This window comes from Sphingomonas sp. Root710 (assembly GCF_001429065.1).
In the GTDB taxonomy this organism is placed as follows: Bacteria; Pseudomonadota; Alphaproteobacteria; order Sphingomonadales; family Sphingomonadaceae; genus Rhizorhabdus.
Genome location: NZ_LMIB01000001.1, coordinates 243,194 through 260,036, shown reverse-complemented (window position 1 = coordinate 260,036; position 16,843 = coordinate 243,194). Strand labels below are relative to the sequence as shown.

General features: G+C 63.6%; 14 protein-coding genes and 2 pseudogenes. 8 read left to right on the top strand and 8 right to left on the bottom strand.

Annotated features, from left to right (window positions below; all coding sequences use genetic code 11):
- Positions 1–36 precede the first annotated feature (36 nt).
- Positions 37–288 (top strand): DUF6894 family protein, encoded by a 252-nt coding sequence (locus tag ASE00_RS01220; protein ID WP_056377100.1) that lies wholly within the window; start codon positions 37–39, stop codon positions 286–288.
- Positions 289–433: 145 nt separating this feature from the next.
- On the opposite strand, the gene ASE00_RS01215 is transcribed toward ASE00_RS01220, so the two are convergent.
- The 4 genes from ASE00_RS01215 to ASE00_RS23245 form a co-directional block, all read right to left on the bottom strand.
- On the bottom strand, positions 434–658 hold the full coding sequence (locus ASE00_RS01215) for a hypothetical protein (RefSeq protein ID WP_056377098.1): 225 nt from the start codon (positions 656–658) through the stop codon (positions 434–436).
- Between the two features lie 207 nt (positions 659–865).
- Positions 866–1,636, bottom strand: a complete 771-nt coding sequence (gene xth / locus ASE00_RS01210; protein ID WP_056377096.1) for an exodeoxyribonuclease III — start codon at positions 1,634–1,636, stop codon at positions 866–868.
- A gap of 238 nt (positions 1,637–1,874) precedes the next feature.
- The gene (locus ASE00_RS01205) at positions 1,875–2,747 is read right to left on the bottom strand and encodes an energy transducer TonB (RefSeq protein ID WP_082594387.1); all 873 of its coding nucleotides are present in this window, start codon (positions 2,745–2,747) and stop codon (positions 1,875–1,877) included.
- A gap of 18 nt (positions 2,748–2,765) precedes the next feature.
- Complete coding sequence (locus ASE00_RS23245; protein WP_162256384.1) at positions 2,766–3,689, bottom strand: hypothetical protein; 924 nt, start codon at positions 3,687–3,689, stop codon at positions 2,766–2,768.
- A 78-nt stretch (positions 3,690–3,767) separates the two neighbouring features.
- Between ASE00_RS23245 and ASE00_RS01195 the strand changes: the two genes are divergently transcribed.
- A complete protein-coding gene (locus tag ASE00_RS01195; protein WP_162256383.1) occupies positions 3,768–4,613 on the top strand; it encodes a DUF5677 domain-containing protein in 846 nt (281 codons plus the stop codon).
- Between the two features lie 120 nt (positions 4,614–4,733).
- Positions 4,734–5,408, top strand: coding sequence for a transposase (locus ASE00_RS01190; RefSeq protein ID WP_056377087.1), 675 nt, complete (start codon positions 4,734–4,736; stop codon positions 5,406–5,408).
- 264 nt (positions 5,409–5,672) lie between these two features.
- Here ASE00_RS01190 and ASE00_RS23240 read toward each other — a convergent pair whose 3' ends face one another.
- On the bottom strand, positions 5,673–7,100 hold the full coding sequence (locus ASE00_RS23240; RefSeq protein ID WP_156405222.1) for a hypothetical protein: 1,428 nt from the start codon (positions 7,098–7,100) through the stop codon (positions 5,673–5,675).
- Between the two features lie 1,033 nt (positions 7,101–8,133).
- Here ASE00_RS23240 and ASE00_RS24380 point away from each other — a divergent pair.
- Positions 8,134–8,250 (top strand): annotated as a pseudogene (locus tag ASE00_RS24380) (HGGxSTG domain-containing protein); the annotation flags it as partial.
- Positions 8,251–8,550: 300 nt separating this feature from the next.
- Here ASE00_RS24380 and thiS read toward each other — a convergent pair.
- Positions 8,551–9,561: a sulfur carrier protein ThiS gene (thiS, locus tag ASE00_RS01185; RefSeq protein ID WP_082594541.1), complete on the bottom strand. Its 1,011-nt coding sequence runs from the start codon at positions 9,559–9,561 to the stop codon at positions 8,551–8,553.
- Positions 9,562–9,659: 98 nt separating this feature from the next.
- On the opposite strand from thiS, the gene aroQ reads away from it, so the two are divergent.
- The 4 genes and pseudogenes from aroQ (at position 9,660) to arsC (ending at position 12,479) form a co-directional block, all read left to right on the top strand.
- Complete coding sequence (gene aroQ / locus ASE00_RS01180) at positions 9,660–10,100, top strand: type II 3-dehydroquinate dehydratase (protein WP_056377085.1); 441 nt, start codon at positions 9,660–9,662, stop codon at positions 10,098–10,100.
- 40 nt (positions 10,101–10,140) lie between these two features.
- Positions 10,141–10,588, top strand: a pseudogene (gene accB, locus ASE00_RS01175) (acetyl-CoA carboxylase biotin carboxyl carrier protein).
- Between the two features lie 197 nt (positions 10,589–10,785).
- Complete coding sequence (gene accC / locus ASE00_RS01170; RefSeq protein WP_056377083.1) at positions 10,786–12,141, top strand: acetyl-CoA carboxylase biotin carboxylase subunit; 1,356 nt, start codon at positions 10,786–10,788, stop codon at positions 12,139–12,141.
- Positions 12,141–12,479, top strand: a complete 339-nt coding sequence (gene arsC / locus ASE00_RS01165; protein WP_056379170.1) for an arsenate reductase (glutaredoxin) — start codon at positions 12,141–12,143, stop codon at positions 12,477–12,479. Before accC ends, arsC begins: the two co-directional genes overlap by 1 nt.
- Before the next feature lie 127 nt (positions 12,480–12,606).
- Here the strand turns inward: arsC and ASE00_RS01160 are convergent, their stop codons facing one another.
- Positions 12,607–13,293, bottom strand: coding sequence for a GDSL-type esterase/lipase family protein (locus tag ASE00_RS01160; protein ID WP_235538491.1), 687 nt, complete (start codon positions 13,291–13,293; stop codon positions 12,607–12,609).
- Positions 13,294–13,386: 93 nt separating this feature from the next.
- Positions 13,387–16,809 carry a chromosome segregation protein SMC gene (gene smc, locus ASE00_RS01155; RefSeq protein ID WP_056377081.1) on the bottom strand — a complete coding sequence of 1,141 codons (3,423 nt, stop codon included), beginning with the start codon at positions 16,807–16,809 and terminating at the stop codon, positions 13,387–13,389.
- Positions 16,810–16,843: the final 34 nt, after the last annotated feature.

The window sequence follows — 16,843 nt, the reverse complement described above, 5'->3', positions numbered from 1 at the left end:
GACAGGGTTTTATCCGCCCAGACCGACGAGGGCGACATGCGATATTATTTCAACAGCATCGACGGAAGCGCCTATCGGGACGACGACGGCGTCGAACTCGCCAGCCTCGATGAAGCCCGGCTGGAGGCATTGAAGCTGATCGCCGATCTCGCCGGCGACCGCCCGATGGACGTCTGGCACGATGGCCAGCTTCGCGTCGAGGTCACCGACCGCCACGGCCTGATCCATCTGCAACTGGCGCTGGTCGCGATCACCGCACCCGTCGCATCCCGCCCCCGGTCAGGCTGACCGGGACCGATGAACGGACCGACGCGCCTCCTCGTCGGCCCGTTCACCCTGGCGGGTTAGGCCGGTCCCTGAACCGCGCGCAACATATGCCTCGCGCCAGCCCATGTCGTTGATGCAAATAAGCTTTTGCCGGTGCTGGTCGTCATCAGCGACGCGCACCGCGCAGCGTCTGCATCAGCCCGATCGCCGCGACGCCCAAGAACGCCGCGCTCGTCCACGGCCGCGCCTTGGCGAAATTCTTCGCCTTCTCGGTGATCGGCGCATCGCCCGAAAAATGCGTGCGGAACGCATCGGTCAGCGCGGTCTTCTTGTTCGATACGGGTTCGTCCTGGGCCAGGGTCGGCGTCTGGTTCACAAAAGCTTCGGTCATGTTGCGCTCCTCTCGCAAGCGGTGATATCCGTCCCGGCTCAACGCCCGCCCCTTGGCCCGGGTGCCCGGCTCCGCGCAATTTCTCCGGCAAACGGAAACATCGGCAGGCCGGAGCGTATCCGCCCACCTGCCCCCCGCTCATCCTGAGGATGAGCGGATTGGACCATGCGCAGGCCCCGCTGAGCCAATGGATGCCCCGCCTTGCCGCTAGGCCAGCTCCACCCACACCGGCGTATGATCGCTGGTCTTCTCCCACCCGCGTGGCCGTCGATCCACCTCCGCCGCCACCAGCCGCTTCGCCGCCACCGGATTGAGCAGCAGATGGTCGATCCGCAGCCCCGCATCGCGTTCATAGGCGCGCCGCAGATATTTCCAGAAGGTATAGACCGTCTCGTCGGGATGCATGTGGCGGAGCGCGTCGGTCCACCCCTGCTCCAGCAACCGCGCATAGGCCGCCCGCACCTCGTGCGCGAACAGCGCGTCGTCGCGCCAGCGCTCGGGCACATAGACGTCGCGGTCCTCCGGGATGATGTTGTAGTCCCCCGCGATCACCACCGGCGCGTCGAGCCCGACCAGCCCGGCCAGATGCTCCTCCAGCCGCGCGAACCAGCGCAGCTTGAAATCATATTTCGGCCCCGGCCGCGGATTGCCGTTGGGCGCATATAGCCCGGCGATCAGCACCCCGCCCACCGCCGCCTCGATATAGCGGCTCTGCACGTCCTCGGGATCGCCCGGCAGCCCGCGCCGCGTCTCGTGGATCTCCCCCACCCGGCTCAGCATCGCCACGCCATTCCACGCCTTCTGCCCATGCCAGACGACGTCATAGCCCAGGTCGCGGATAGCCCCCTCGGGAAAGCGCTCGTCGATCGTCTTCAGTTCCTGAAGACAGACGACGTCGGGCTCCGCCATCTCCAGCCAGCGCAGCAGCACCGGCAGGCGGCTGGTGATCCCGTTGACGTTATAGCTGTAGATTTTCATGGGGTGGGAGACGCGCGCGGCGGAGGAGTCGTTCCCTTCACATCCGATCAGCGGGCGACAGCGCCCTCCCTAACGAGATGCGGGACCAACCAGCTCATATTTCGCCATCCCGGACGTGATCCGGGATCCAGCTGCCTTCCTCCCACGCGCGAAGAATAGCGGGCTCCCGGGTCAGGCCCGGGATGACGAGCGTCCCGGGCCCACCCTATCACGCACATTCGAAAAGGCGACGCCCGCCTCACCCCGCCTTTTTCACCAGCATCCGCACGATCCGCCATCCCTGCGCCACGCCATCCGCGCCGAAGGCGGGCGCTGGCGGATCATATATCTTGCCGCGGATTTGCGTGCAGCCATCCTGCGCCCATTGGGCGTCCCCGCGCTGCTCGGCATAGCTGCACTGCCCGGCCTTGCCGTCCCGGCCCACGGTGAAATGATAGATGTTCAGCGCGCGCTGCTCATAGCCCGGCATCGGCTCCAATATCCGCGCGCGCAGGGCGGGCGTAAACGCGGTTCCCCCGCGATATTCGACGTCGACCGACGGCCGCTGGTCATTGCCGCGCAGCGCCATGCCCAGCCGCGGCGGAGGCAGCGACACCTCTGTCCCGCACGGCACGTCGGGCGACAGCCTCTTGGGAGTCGGCGCGTGGACCAGCATCCGGCAAGCGGTGATCGCGCCGCTCCGGTCGATCGAGAACAGCAGCGACGCGAACATCTCGCCCTCGCGCGACGAGCCGTCATCGGGGATCGCCCACGTCACGCGGCCTGTATAGGTGCCCCCCACCGGCTTGCCCGCCGCATCGCGCCCCGGCGCGAAACGCGCCTTGGCCATAAGCTGCGCACAGGTGGCCGCATCGAGTACGTCGAAGCCGCTGCTGCTCGCGATGTCGCACCGGCTCGGAACCCCGGTGGCGTCGATCGTCAGCGAATAGGCGGTGGTGCCCTCCATGTCATGCCGCAGGGCAACCGCCGGATAGGCATCTATGTCTATCACGTCCCTAAACGAGCCGAGGGGCGTGACGCGCACCGGCTCCGCCGCCTGCGCCGCAGTGACGCCCATTGGCAAACCGGACAGCGCCGACAGGATGAGCAACGCAAGGTGGGCAGTTTTCATCGCAATTGTCTCCAGCGCTTATCCGCTATTAGGGACTTCCTTCCGGATTATAGCGCTTCGACCGAACATTTCCGCATCCGCCATCAACGAACGAAACTGATCCGATTTGGTGAAATTATCGATATTGGCCAACAGATTGGCGTCTATCTTTGCTTGCTGATTAGGCGAAATACTATCGTATATTGCCTGCACCGAACGAGCGCGACCCTTGAAAAAACCTAGCAACGGCCCAGGCAGAACGAACTTACCGGGCCTCAGGGTACCGCTTCGAACGTGAACTTTCGTACCCTCGAACTTATATTGTCCCGGGCGCACTATACCAAAAATAACAAATCTACCGAGTTTGGCGTAAGTCATCATATTAGTCGACGACCCTACAATATCCATCTCTATGGCCCCCGTCAGATAACGACTGATATTGGTAGGCATATCTGGATCAGATGTTTCTTCTACAACGTCGAACGGTATAACATGTTGCTCAAATTTGCCGGGATGGGGAACCTCGTCGCGCAAAAATGCCTTCCACCGCTGAGCAGCGGCTTCCGCAGCTTCATCCTCAGCGGCGGTGTAGCGATGATCAGGGTTTTTCCCTTTGCAATGGGTCAGCACCCGCCAAGACACCGAAACGCAAAACTTCAAGAACCATTCTTCGTACTGAATAGTGTATTGCCCATTGCTCCAAGGTCGGAATAACTTTTCAGCAAATAATGACTCATAGCGGCCAAAATTTTGCTCACACGTTTTGCAGAGCCACCTGCGCTTTTCGCCGTCCTGGACACGCAGATTTGGATTGCTGCTAGCGCGTATGTGGCCGGTACCACGTCGACGTAGCCAGCGAAAAACAAAAGCTGGAAGAACATGGCTGTTTTGCAAGTCTGCTGTTTCAAGACAAAATCCGCATGTACCGCGCATATCCTTACTCGTCTTCAAATCGACAAACATGCCATATGGAACAGAATGGGAACGAAATTCAAGTCCAACCGATATTGAGTTTGGTCCCTGGACGACCCACTATTGGACGTGGAAAAAATTGACAGCAGTGTGCCCTCTGAATGGGATGAGATTGAGCGCGGCATAAAAGCTGAAGGCTTCATTGCTTCGGCATGTGACCTTCTTCGACCTGCAATGATCGCATCGTTGGGCGGATGGTACGAACCAGCACGCCGCCTAAATCGGTTGGCCATGAAGCAATATATGAGCGCGACTAGATTGCTCGCCGGACGCAAGATCGGCGACCCGCTCGCTAGGGGCATACAACTATTTCCTCGCTGCCTAAGCGCCTATCAATCCACCCTCATCCTTGTCGAAAGGGGTGCGGGGCAGGACGCCCTTCTGCACGTCCGCACCATCTATGAGACCACCTTCTGGATCGGCTTCCTTGTTAAGTATCCCCAAAAGGCGGAAACCCATCTTCGTCGGAGGGCAGACAATAGCCGTCGCCAGCGTTTTCGCGCAGTGCTGGAGGCAGGCCCAAACGTGGACGATGAGGTTCGCGAAGCTGCACTGGCAGGTATGCGGAACGTCGGGCCGAAGCCGAAAGATGGTCGAGATATCGAGATGGCACAGATAGCCCGGCTTGGCGATTGCACGCTAGAATACCTCCACTATCTCGACCTGTCAGACACCGCCGCGCATGCAAGCCTCGCATCCATATTCTCGCACCTGTCTCGGGATGATCATGGGGCTTATAATGGTCATCAATATGGGCCGAACATCGAAGCCGCAGGTAAAGCAATCAAGCTGGGCTCCCATGCGATGTTCTCCGCACTCTCGCACTTCCAACGACTGACCCGCATACCGATTGATGAGGCCGAGAACCTGGCTATCAACGACATGTTCAATAGCCTCGACACAACCTCCAACTAAAACGAGCCCTATCGGCTCTGCCAGGGCCATTCGATGCCTGAATGACGGTATCTGGAGTATTTCGGTGGGAGTATTTCGGTGACAGTTTACTAAATTTCATATTGGTTCCATACCACCCGCATGGCCCGCCTCGCTCGCTTGGTGCTTCCTGGCATCCCCCATCATGTGACCCAGCGCGGCAACCGCCGCGAGCAGACCTTCTTCGAAGATGCGGACTATACGCTATATCGTCGCCTGGTTGCGGACGCGGCGGCGAAGGCGGGGACCGAGATCTGGGGCTACTGCCTGATGCCCAACCATGTGCACATGATCGTCGTGCCGGCGGACGCGGATGGGTTGCGGCGGACATTTGCCGAGGCGCATCGCCGGTATACCGCGCATATAAACGCTCGAAACCATTGGACGGGTCATCTGTGGCAAGGCCGCTTCGGCGCGGTGGCCATGGATGAAACGCATTTGGCGCATGCGATGCGCTACGTCTCGCTCAACCCTGTACGCGCTCGACTGGTGAGGAGCGCGCAGGATTGGCCCTGGTCGAGCGTGCGGGCGCATCTGTCGGGAAGAGACGACGGCATGGTGCGGGTCGCACCCGCCTTGACCCGCTATGGCGATTTCGCCGATTTCATCGCGATGCCGGAGGATGAAGAGGCGAGACGCCTGCTTCGTCGATCCGAAAGTACCGGACGCCCATTGGGGGATGCCCACTGGATCAGCGGACTTGAAGATCAGACCGGTCGATCCCTTGCGCCTAGGAAACGAGGGCCAAAGCCCAAGATTAGTACGCTGTCACCGTAATTCCGCCCCACCGTAATTCCGCCCGGGCCGACGATCGAGGCGACGGCCACCGCGATGGCGACGAGCAGGACCTGGCCGATCACGCCGCATTTATGGCCCATTCGGCGGGACGTCGGAATCAGGAGCGACCTCGATCGAAAGTTCGCGGATCTTTGGCGAAAGTGAACCCTGGCATCCTCCACGGGTGCCAGGGTTTAACATCGGCCTAACCGACGAAAGTTCGTGCTATGACGACTGACCTGTAAAGTTCCTTTTTTAGGTCAGTCATGAGAGCGACGAGGTGGGTGTAGCACTACGAATACTTGGCACGGTCTTGTCGGCGCCGCGTGCCCAGCGGTCCTGATCCATAGATGCATATTGTTCTGCTGATCTTTCGTCTCGGGAAGCGACGACGCTCCCCTTGATGCAGCCGATCTGAGCCGCGCTCCCAGCAATCTCAACGATCCCGAAGCCGCCAATATAGCCCATGCTTCTGCACAACAAGCTGGTGGCCGTGTTGCACACAGAGGGCTGCGTGCTTGTCTGCGTGCAACTCGGTTGCTGGCCGGAGAGCGCGGTAAAGTTCGTGAGAATGATCGTCGCAACCGTGCTCTTCACGCATGTCAGCTGGACAGTGGGATTAACGAACTCGAGTGGCCCATATCCACCGGCAAAGCCTGCGTTTTGACAATAACGGTTTATGGCGCTCGCGCAGGCATTCGAAATCATAGTGGTTATCGTGCAGGACGAGTGCAAGGCTGTGAGTGCGGAAATATTGACGAAATATAGGGTCGATTTACCACTCCTCACGCAGGCGACATGGCCCGCGCCGCTTGCATAATCTTGCAGGAATCCGCCATTTTCATAGCCCTGATTTTGGCAAACTCTGGTCACGCCGCTATAGCAGGATCCGTCGGATGCGCTGGGTAGCGGATTAGACGAACTGCACTGAATTACAAAGCGTTGGATCGTTGGGAATATCGTCGACAGATAATTTGCTGCGAAGGTCGGAACCGGAAGCGGCGTACTGTCTGTGGTGCCTACAGTGTAGGTTGCGGGATTCGTGGCGTATCGGAGGACGCCGGTGCTGCTATATGCGTTGGACGGCTGGGGAGATCCGTTCAAGGCGGGCGAATAATATGCGCCCATCATGGTCTTGGTGCCACCAGGCACCGCGAAAATCTTGCTGTATGCGTTTGGATTGAAAGGAAATGTGGGAGACGTCACGAGGCTAGAATTGAAAATACCCGTTCCCAGTGGCGTCGACGATGACCGCACTTGCAGGCGGTAACATCCGTACATCGGGTCGCCCGGATCGGCGCAACCCTTCCCGCCTATACCGGCAGTCAGAAAGATGTTGGACCCAACTACCTGGACGTCGAAGCCATCGGCGGCGCCGTTGGAGATCGCGTTGGAGCCGAGGCCGAGCACCTCAGAGCTGGCACTCGAAAAGGCCGGCAATGCCGATCCGACCGATCCGCTTGCCCATAGGCGATGGGTACCGCCCGATTCTTGAGCAAGAGCAATGCCACGTGTAGTAACATTTAGGCCGATATGGCCGTTGGGGCTCGCCCCAACCTTTACCGCGGACCAGTAAAGATATGGGTTGCCGCCGAATAGGAAGATTTTAGGCACGCTAGCGGAGTAGCCATCCGCCGAACCAGCCACCGGAACACCTTTCACCACAATGGTAAGCCGCGATGTATCCACCACATATGTAGAACTATTGATTGGTGCTATGCATGAGGATGCAGGAGCTCCTGTTAAATTTGGGCCTGTTCCTGCGCACTCAAAAGCTAACCACAACTCTCCGTTGTATGATATCAAGGTTGCATCGTAAGCAGTGACGATGGTGTCACCCTGTGAAACTGTTACTGGAAGCGTTATAAGATCGTTAGAATAGGTTATACTGTTCGTTGTCCAATTAACATTATACAAAGATATTTTCCAGTTATTTCCTGAACATCCGTCTGGCGTTGTATTTATCAGATGGCGCCCGATAAGTTGACTGGTATTTCCCGGAATTTGTGTGAAATTTGTTGCGTTACACGCCCCGACGGACATTGTAGTTTGTGCGTTAATTTTATTAGCGAAAAATGTAATTAGCATTAATATGCATAGTATTGAGAATGCTAATATGCTTTTTCTTGATATCGATATTGTCATATCTGCCTCAAAAATCTAGATACATTGATGGGAGGATCTGCAAATTATTCGGAATATGCCAAAATCCCATCCTCGTTTTAGATCAGAAATAAATCGATTATTTTCAACGATCACTTAATCCACTTTGGTCATAAAACGGTTTGACTTAAATATTGCAGCATGCGCTACGGACCTTCCGATAGCAGCGGATCCAAGTAATTTCTGGCGAAGAGAAAATTGCTTCAGCTTCGGTCCTGAATTTTGTTTGCCTGTCGGAATATACCGGCTGCAGGCTTTTCAGATGACGTCGCCCCAGAGGCTCTCGGCGACCGACTGGAGCGTGTCGCCGTCATTGACCCGGTAGGTTGAGGCGACGAACTCGTAGTTCAGGCGTTGATCGCGTCATAGCTCTGATCGAAATCGGCGAAGGCGGTGAAGCTTGTCGAAATTGCGGTGACGGTTTACTAATTTCCGGCAATGTAAGAAACGACATTGTTCTTGTTTTGTTCTTGTACTCGGCGGCCATTTCTGGTACTGATTACGGAGTGAGAGCGTGACCGATTGCGCCCTCAGCAATCTGGCAAAGTCGAGCAGATAACGAATGCAACCCACCATCCTCGCCAACGCCCCACGTTGCGGCGCACGAACTCGCTCGGGAACACCGTGCCTCTCCCCCGCCATCAGCGGAAAACAGCGCTGCCGCATGCATGGGGGCAAGGGCAGCGGTGCGCCGCGTGGCAATCGCAATGCGTGGAAACATGGGCTGCGCTCCGCACATTTGGCGGAGGTGCGGCGCTATCTGCGCGCCAGCAGTCTGGTGATCGCCGCGTGCCGGGCGCGGCTGGCGTTGCACCGCGCCCTCGCCGCGCAGGCATTGGCGAAATCGTCGGCCCGGTTTGCCGCCGCCCCCCGGCTCGAAAAAATAAAAACAGAAAAACGCACCATCAACCCCATGCACCCGGAATCGAGGCCGGATGCCGGGGCTTCGGAGCGTGTCGCCAGCCGACCTGAAACGAGCTTAAATCAGCCCCGCCAGCGGGCTCGACGGATCGGCATACATGCGCCGCCCCATCCGCCCGGCGCGATAGGCGAGGCGGCCGCTCTCGACCGCCAGTTTCATCGCCCGCGCCATCATCAGCGGGTTCTTGGCCTCGGCGATCGCGGTGTTCATCAGCACGCCTGCGCAGCCCAGCTCCATCGCCACCGTGGCTTCGGAGGCGGTGCCGACCCCCGCGTCGACCAGCACCGGCAGGCTGGTCCCCTCGACGATCAGGCGGATCGTCACCTTGTTCTGGATGCCGAGGCCCGAGCCGATCGGCGCGCCCAGCGGCATGATCGCCACCGCGCCCGCATCCTCCAGCCGCTTGGCGGCGATCGGATCGTCGACGCAATAGACCATCGGCAGGAAGCCCTCCTTGGCCAGTATCTCGGTCGCGCGCAGCGTCTCGACCATGTCGGGATAGAGCGTCTTCGCCTCGCCCAGCACTTCGAGCTTCACCAGATCCCATCCGCCCGCCTCGCGCGCCAGCCGCAGCGTGCGGATCGCCTCCTCGCCGGTATAGCAGCCGGCGGTGTTGGGCAGATAGGTGATCTTCTTCGGGTCGATGAAATCGGTCAGCATCGGCGCCTTGGGATCGGCGATGTTCACCCGGCGCACCGCGACGGTGACGATCTCCGCGCCGGAGGCCTCCACCGCGGCGGCGTTCTGCGCGAAGTCCTTATATTTGCCGGTGCCGACGATCAGCCGCGACCGGAAGGTCCGCCCCGCCACCGTCCAGCTGTCGTCGTCCGCAACCGCCACCGCATGATCTCCGCCACCAACGAAATGGACGATCTCGAGCTCGTCCCCATCCTCGACGCGCACCTGCCCCAGCGTGGAGCGCGGCACAACCTCCAGATTGCGTTCGACCGCGATCTTGGCTGGGTCGAGGCCCAGCTCCTCGGCCAGCGCCGCGATGGTGAGCCCGTCCACCACCCGGCGATGCTCGCCGTTGACGCGGATCTGGATCGTGCCGTCGGGGTTGGTCATCATGTCTCCCATGCGCATCCGTCCAATGCGCTTTCGCTTTGCGTCGAGGGGCCATATAGGGATGCCGGTCGCACCCTAGCAATGGAAAGGCTGGAAGCTTGGCGGATCGCCCGGTCATCTTCGTCCTCAACGGCCCCAATCTCAACATGCTCGGCACCCGCGAGCCGGAGATTTACGGCTCCGACACGCTCGACGACATCGCCGGCATGCTGGAGGACCGCGCGCTGGAGCTGGGCGTGGCGATCGACATGCGCCAGTCGAACCATGAGGGCCATCTGGTCGACTGGATCCAGGAGGCGGGGATCAGCGGCGCGAAGGCGGTCATCATCAATCCGGGCGCCTACACCCACACCTCGATCGCGCTGCACGATGCGATCAAGGGGGTGAAGGTCCCGGTGATCGAGGTCCATCTGTCCAACCCGCACGCCCGCGAATCCTTCCGCCATGTCAGCTATGTCGGACAGGCGGCGAAGGGCTCGATCATGGGGTTCGGCGTGCAAAGCTACATGCTGGCGCTGGACGCCGCCGCTCGCTTCTGACAATGGCGTGCGCCAGGGATCAACAAAAGACGAGCAACTGATGGCCGATCAATCGCAGGGGAAAGCAATGCAGGTAGACCCGGAACTGGTGCGCCAGCTCGCGGTGCTTCTCGATGACACCAACCTGACCGAGATCGAAATCCAGGATGGCGAGCGCCGCATCAGGGTCGCCCGCAACATCACCGCCCGCAACATCACCGTCATAATCCGCCGCTGCCGCCGCCCCGGCCGCGCCTGAGGCAGCCGCGGACCACCCCGGCACGGTCAAGTCGCCGATGGTCGGCACCTGCTATCTCTCGGCAGAGCCGGGCGCGAAGGCGTTCGTCTCGGTCGGCGACAAGGTCTCGGCGGGCCAGACGCTGCTGATCGTCGAGGCGATGAAGGTGATGAACGCCATCCCCGCGCCGCGCGCCGGCACGGTCAAGGCGGTGCTGGTCGAGAACGGCCAGCCGGTGGAGTATGACCAGCCGCTGATCGTGGTGGAGTAAGGCCCGGTGGCTCGCTCCAGCATGTCATCCCGCACCAACCCGTCATCCTCGCGAAAGCGGGGATCCATGGACGGCGGAACGTCCAGCTTAAAGCGTCACCTGTCCATGGATTCCCGCCTTCGCGGGAATGACGACAGAAGCTATCCGCCCGTTCGCAAAGCACCGCTCCGGATGACGAGAATGGCGGGCGCTAACTGATGGCCATCAGCAAGGTCCTCATCGCCAATCGCGGCGAGATCGCGCTCCGCATTCACCGTGCCTGTCACGAAATGGGCATCCAGACGGTCGCGGTCCACTCGACCGCCGATGCCGACGCGATGCATGTCCGCCTCGCCGATCAGTCGGTGTGCATCGGGCCCGCGCCTGCCTCGGAAAGCTATCTCAACATCCCCAGCATCATCGCCGCGGCGGAGATCTCGGGGGCCGACGCGATCCACCCGGGCTATGGCTTCCTCTCCGAAAATGCGCGCTTTGCGGAGATCGTCGAATCGCACAATCTGATCTGGATCGGCCCGAAGCCCGAGCATATCCGGACGATGGGCGACAAGATCGAGGCGAAGCTGTCGGCCGCCAAGCTCGGCCTGCCGCTCGTCCCCGGCTCGCCCGGCCCGCTTTCCTCGCTGGAGGAAGCGCGCGAGATCGCCGCGAAGATCGGCTACCCCGTCATCATCAAGGCCGCATCGGGCGGCGGCGGGCGCGGCATGAAGGTCGTGACCGAGGAGAGCCAGCTCGAAACCCTGATGGCGCAGGCCGGGTCGGAGGCGAAGTCGGCCTTCGGCGACGCGACCGTCTATATGGAGAAATATCTCGGCGATCCCCGCCACATCGAGTTTCAGGTGTTCGGCGACGGCAATGGCAACGCCATCCATGTCGGCGAGCGCGATTGCTCGCTCCAGCGCCGCCACCAGAAGGTGCTGGAGGAGGCCCCCTCCCCCGTCATCACCCATGCCCAGCGCAACGAGATGGGCGCGATCTGCGCCCGCGCGATGGCCGATATGGGTTATCGCGGCGCGGGGACGATCGAGTTCCTCTACGAAAATGGCGAGTTCTACTTCATCGAGATGAACACCCGGCTCCAGGTCGAGCATCCGGTGACCGAGGCGATCACCGGCCTCGATCTCGTCCGCGAGCAGATCCGCATCGCCGAGGGCAAGCCGCTTTCGGTCGCGCAGGAAGACCTCGAATTCCGCGGCCATGCGATCGAATGCCGTATCAATGCCGAGGACTGGAAGACCTTCGCGCCGAGCCCCGGCACGGTGAAGGCGTTCCACGCGCCGGGCGGCATGCATGTCCGCGTCGATAGCGGCATCTACGCCGGCTATCGCATCCCGCCTTATTATGACTCGATGATCGCCAAGCTGATCGTCTACGGCCGCGACCGCGAGGGCTGCATCCGCCGCCTGCGCCGCGCGCTGGAGGAGTTCGTGGTCGACGGCGTCAAGACGACGATCCCGATGCACCGCGCGCTGCTCGACGACCCCGATTTCCAGACGGGCAACTATACGATCAAGTGGCTCGAGGAGTGGCTGGCGAAACAGCAGGGCGACGCCTGATGAAAGCGACGATCTGGCACAACCCGCGCTGCTCCAAGTCGCGCGAGGCGCTGGCGATCCTTGAAGCCGCGCCCGGCGTCGAGGTCGAGGTCTTCGAATATCTCAAGACCCCGCCCAGCCGCGCGGCGATCGCAGCGATCTATGCGAAGGCCGGCATCACCCCCGCCGAGGGGCTCCGCAAGGCCGAGGACGGCGCGAAGGCCCTCAAGGGCGCGAGCAACGACGCGATCCTCGACGCGATGGCCGCCGATCCGATCCTGATCGAACGCCCGCTGGTCGAGACATCGAAAGGCGCGCGCCTGGGCCGGCCGCCGGAGAAGGTGCGGGAGATCTTGTGACGCCTTCCACTATCCGCTCATCCTGAGGCGCAAAATCCACTAGCCGCTCATCCTGAGGGGGGCTGAGCTTGTCGAAGCCCCGTCTCGAAGGACCCGCCTCAAACAGGCTCTTTGACAACCGAAGACTTCAGGACGCCCTCTGCGTCTTCACCGAAGCCATCTGGCTGGCGGGCTGCAAATACCGCTCGACGATCGCGGTCCAGCGCCGGTAACCCTCCGCGCTGAGGTGCAATCCGTCGCCCCCGAACAGCCCCGCCTCAGGCCGCCCGTCCGCCCCGATCAGTGCCGCGCCGACATCGAGATAGTCGAAGCCGACTTCCGCCGCCCGCGCCCGGATCACGGCATTGGCAGCCGCCATGCGGGGGTAGAGCGCCCAGCGCGACGGCGTCGGCTTCATCGACAGATAGGCGATCCGCGCCCCCGGCATGTCGTGCCGCAGCCGCGCGAGCAAGGTCAGCACCGCCGCCGCGGTCTCCTCCGCGCCCGCGCCGCCCGCAATGTCGTTCTCGCCGACATAGACCAGCACGCTCGCCGGCTGCACGCCCGCGACCACCCTGTCATAATGGTGGAGGACATCCGCCGTCGTCGCCCCGCCGAAGCCGCGATTGGCGGCATGCAGCGCCGGGAAGCTGCGCGCGATGTCCCACAGCCGGATGCTCGAACTGCCCAGGAACAGCGCCGACGCCCGCTCCGTCTGCGCGAACGCTGCAACCTCCGCATCGAAGCGCGAGCCTGCCAGATCCACCGGCTCACTCGCCAGCGCCCCCGCCGCCGTCATCGCCATGACCGCCGTCGCTATCCATTTCATCGCCATAGACCCGCCTGTCGCCGCGGACTCTATCGCAATGGGAGGACCGAAAAAGACGCGGGACCGAAACTACCCGGCACTGTGGCTTCCGGGAAACAGCTATTCCGCCGCGAGCAGCTGCTCCGCCCCGCCAAGGTCGACCGACACCAGCCGGCTGATACCGCGCTCGACCATCGTCACGCCGAACAGCCGGTGCATCCGGCTCATCGTCACGGCATTGTGGGTGACGATCAGATAGCGGGTGTCGGTCTCGTTGGTCATCGCGATCAGCAGGTCGCAGAAGCGCTCGATATTGGCGTCGTCGAGCGGCGCGTCGACCTCGTCGAGGACGCAGATCGGCGCGGGATTGGTGAGGAACAGCGCGAAGATCAGCGCGACCGCGGTCAGCGCCTGTTCGCCGCCCGACAGCAGGGTCAGCGACGACAGGTTCTTGCCCGGCGGCTGCGCCATTATCTCCAGCCCCGCTTCGAGCGGATCGTCGCTGTCGATCAGCGCAAGATGCGCCTCGCCGCCCGCGAACAGCGTGGTGAACAGCCGGCGGAAATGGCCGTCGACCGCCTGGAACGCCGCGAGCAGCCGCGCCCGGCCCTCGCGGTTGAGATTGCCTATCGAGCCGCGCAGCCGGTTGATCGCCTGGTAGAGTTCGTCGCGCTCGGCGATGCTGGTGCCGTGCTGCGCCTCGATCTCGGCCAGTTCGCTTTCGGCGACGAGGTTGACCGGGCCCAGCCGCTCGCGGTCCGCGGTCAGCCGTTCGAGCCGGCCGGATTCGGTGCCGCCGTCGCCGACATCCGCGCTCGCGAAACCGATCTTTTCCGGCAGCACCGGCGCCGGGCATTCGAAGCGCTCGCCTGAGATCCGCCCCATCTCGACCCGGCGCATCTCCTGGTTCTCCAGCCGCGCCTGCGCCCCGGCCCGCGCCTCGCGCGCCGCCGCCAGCGCCTCGCCGCCCTGTGCGACCTCCGCTTCGATGCGGCGCAGTTCGTCCTCGGCCAGCCGCTCCGCCTCGCGCGCGGCTTCGGCGGCCTGGTCAGCGGCGCGGGCGTCGGCGCCCACGCTCTCGATCAGCGCCTCCAGTTCCTCGGGCCGCCCTTCGAGCGCCTTGCTCTCGGTCTCGATCGCGGCAGCGCGGGCGTCCATTTCGGCGATGCGGCTGGCGGCATCGCCAGCGCGGCTTCGCCAGCTCTTCGCCTCGTCGCGCGCCGCCTTCTGCCGCTGCGCATCAGCCGACGCCGCCTGCGCCAGCGTCATCGCCTGCCCGCGCGCCTCGAACAGCCGCGCGCGCACCGTCTCGCTCGCCGCGCGCAGGCGATCGACCTCGGCGCGGCTCGCCTCGCCATCGGGCAGCGCCATCATCACCGCCATCTGGGTCTGGACGAGTTCGGTCGCCTCGTCGGCCTCGGCCTTGGCCCGCTGCGCGCGTTCGGCCATCGCGCCGCGCTGCCCCGCCAGCCGCTCGATCGCGGTCGTCGCCTGGTCCTCGTCGCGGATGGCGCCGCGCTGGGCGATCTCCGCGCGCGCCAGTTCGGCGCGGGCCGCGTCGATCGCGGCCTTCGCCGCCTGCACCGCGCCGTTCGCCTCGCCCAGCGCTGCCTGCGCCGTTTCGAGCTCCGCCCGCGCCCCGGGCAACGCCGCATGGAGTTCGGCAAGCCGGTTGGCGCGCACCAGCCGCTCCGCCGCCGCCGCGCCGACATCCGCCGCAACGAAGCCGTCCCAGCGCCGCATCCGCCCGTCGCGCGTCACCAGCCGCTGGCCGACGCCCAGAGTGACCGCACCGTCATCCTCCGCGACCACCGCGACCTGCGCCAGGCGGCGCGCCAGTTCAGCCGGGGCGGTGACATGGTCGGCCAGCCGCTCGGTACTGGCCGGCAGACCGGGATCGTCAGCCGCAGCAGCCCCCGACCAGCGCAACGGTCCCTCGCCGCCGACCGCCGCGTCGAGATCGTCGCCCAGCGCCGCCGCCAGCGCGCGTTCGTATCCCGGAGCTGCCTTGATCCGATCGATTGCGCGGTTGCCCTGCCCCGCCCCGCTCGCCGCCTTCTCCAGCGATCGCGCCTCGGACTCGAGCGCGGCCAGCGCGGCGCGCGCGGCGCCGCTCGCGGTTTCGGCCTCGTCGCGGCGAGTAGCGGCGGCGGCGCGCGCCTCCTCGGCCCCGCCGATCGTCTCCATCGCCTCGGATATGCTGCGCTCGGCCAGTTCGCGCGCGGCGATCGCGGCAGTCCTGCGCGCGACCAGCGGCGCTTCGTCGCCGAGCCCGGCCAGCTCGCGTTCGATCCGCTGCGCCTCGGCCTGCGCGCGATCGAGCCGCTGGCGCACCGCCGCGACATTGGCCTGCGCAACCCGCATGTCGGCCTGCTCGGCGGCAAAGGCGGCCTGCGCCTTGGCGACCGCAAGCTCGGCCTCGCGCGCCTCGGCTTCGGCATCTCGAACCTGCGCATCGATCGCCGACTGCCGCACCGTCGCCTCCTCGATCCGGCGGCCAAGTTCCTTCTCTTCCTCGGCCAGCGCGTTGAGCGCCGCCGACGCATCGATCGCCAGCCGGTCCTCGCGCGCACGATCACGGCTCAGCGTATCACGCGACTGGGCGATGTCCGAGATCCGGCGGCGCACCGTCTCCAACTCGCCCGTCAGGGTAGCGAGGCGGTGGGCGAGCCCGGTCGAACGTTCGCGCGCGGTCTGCGCCGCGCCGCGGGCATCGGCCACCTTACGCGCCGCATCGGCCTGCTTCGTGGTCGCGGCCTTCTGGGCGTCGGCGGCGATGGCGACGAGCGCATCCGCCTGCGCCGCCTCCTTCTTCGCCGCTTCCGCCGCCTCGGCAGCATCGCGCCAGCGCGAGAAGATCAACCGCGCCTCCGCAATGCGGATCTGCTCGGTCAACGCCTTGTAGCGTTCGGCGGCGCGCGCCTGCCGCCGCAGCGATCCGGTTCGCGCCTCCATATCGGCGATCAGGTCGTCGAGCCGCGCAAGGTTGGTCTCGGTCGCGCGCAGCTTTTGCTCGGCATCCTTGCGGCGGACGTGGAGGCCAGCGATCCCTGCCGCTTCCTCGAGCATCTGGCGGCGCTCGACCGGCTTGGCGGCGATCACCGCGGCGATGCGGCCCTGGCTGACCAGCGCCGGCGAATGCGCGCCGGTCGCCGCATCAGCAAACAAGAGACCGACGTCCTTCTGCCGCACGTCGCGACCGTTCATCCGATAGGCGGAGCCCGCGCCACGCTCGATCCGGCGAGTCACCTCGACCTCGCGATCCTCGTCATTCTCGGCTTCGGGCCGCTCGGTGAACAGGGTCACCTCGGCGAAGTCGCGCGCGGGACGGGTCGTGGTGCCCGCGAAGATGACGTCTTCCATCCCGCCGCCGCGCATCGACTTGGCGGAAGATTCGCCCATCACCCAGCGAATCGCCTCGAGCAGATTGGACTTGCCGCAACCATTGGGACCGACGATCCCGGTCAGCCCGCGCTCGATCAGCAGCTCGGTCGGCTCGACGAAGCTCTTGAATCCCGAGAGGCGAAGCTTGCGGAAACGCATGGCCGGCTCAGCCCGCTCCCGCCATGTCGCCCCC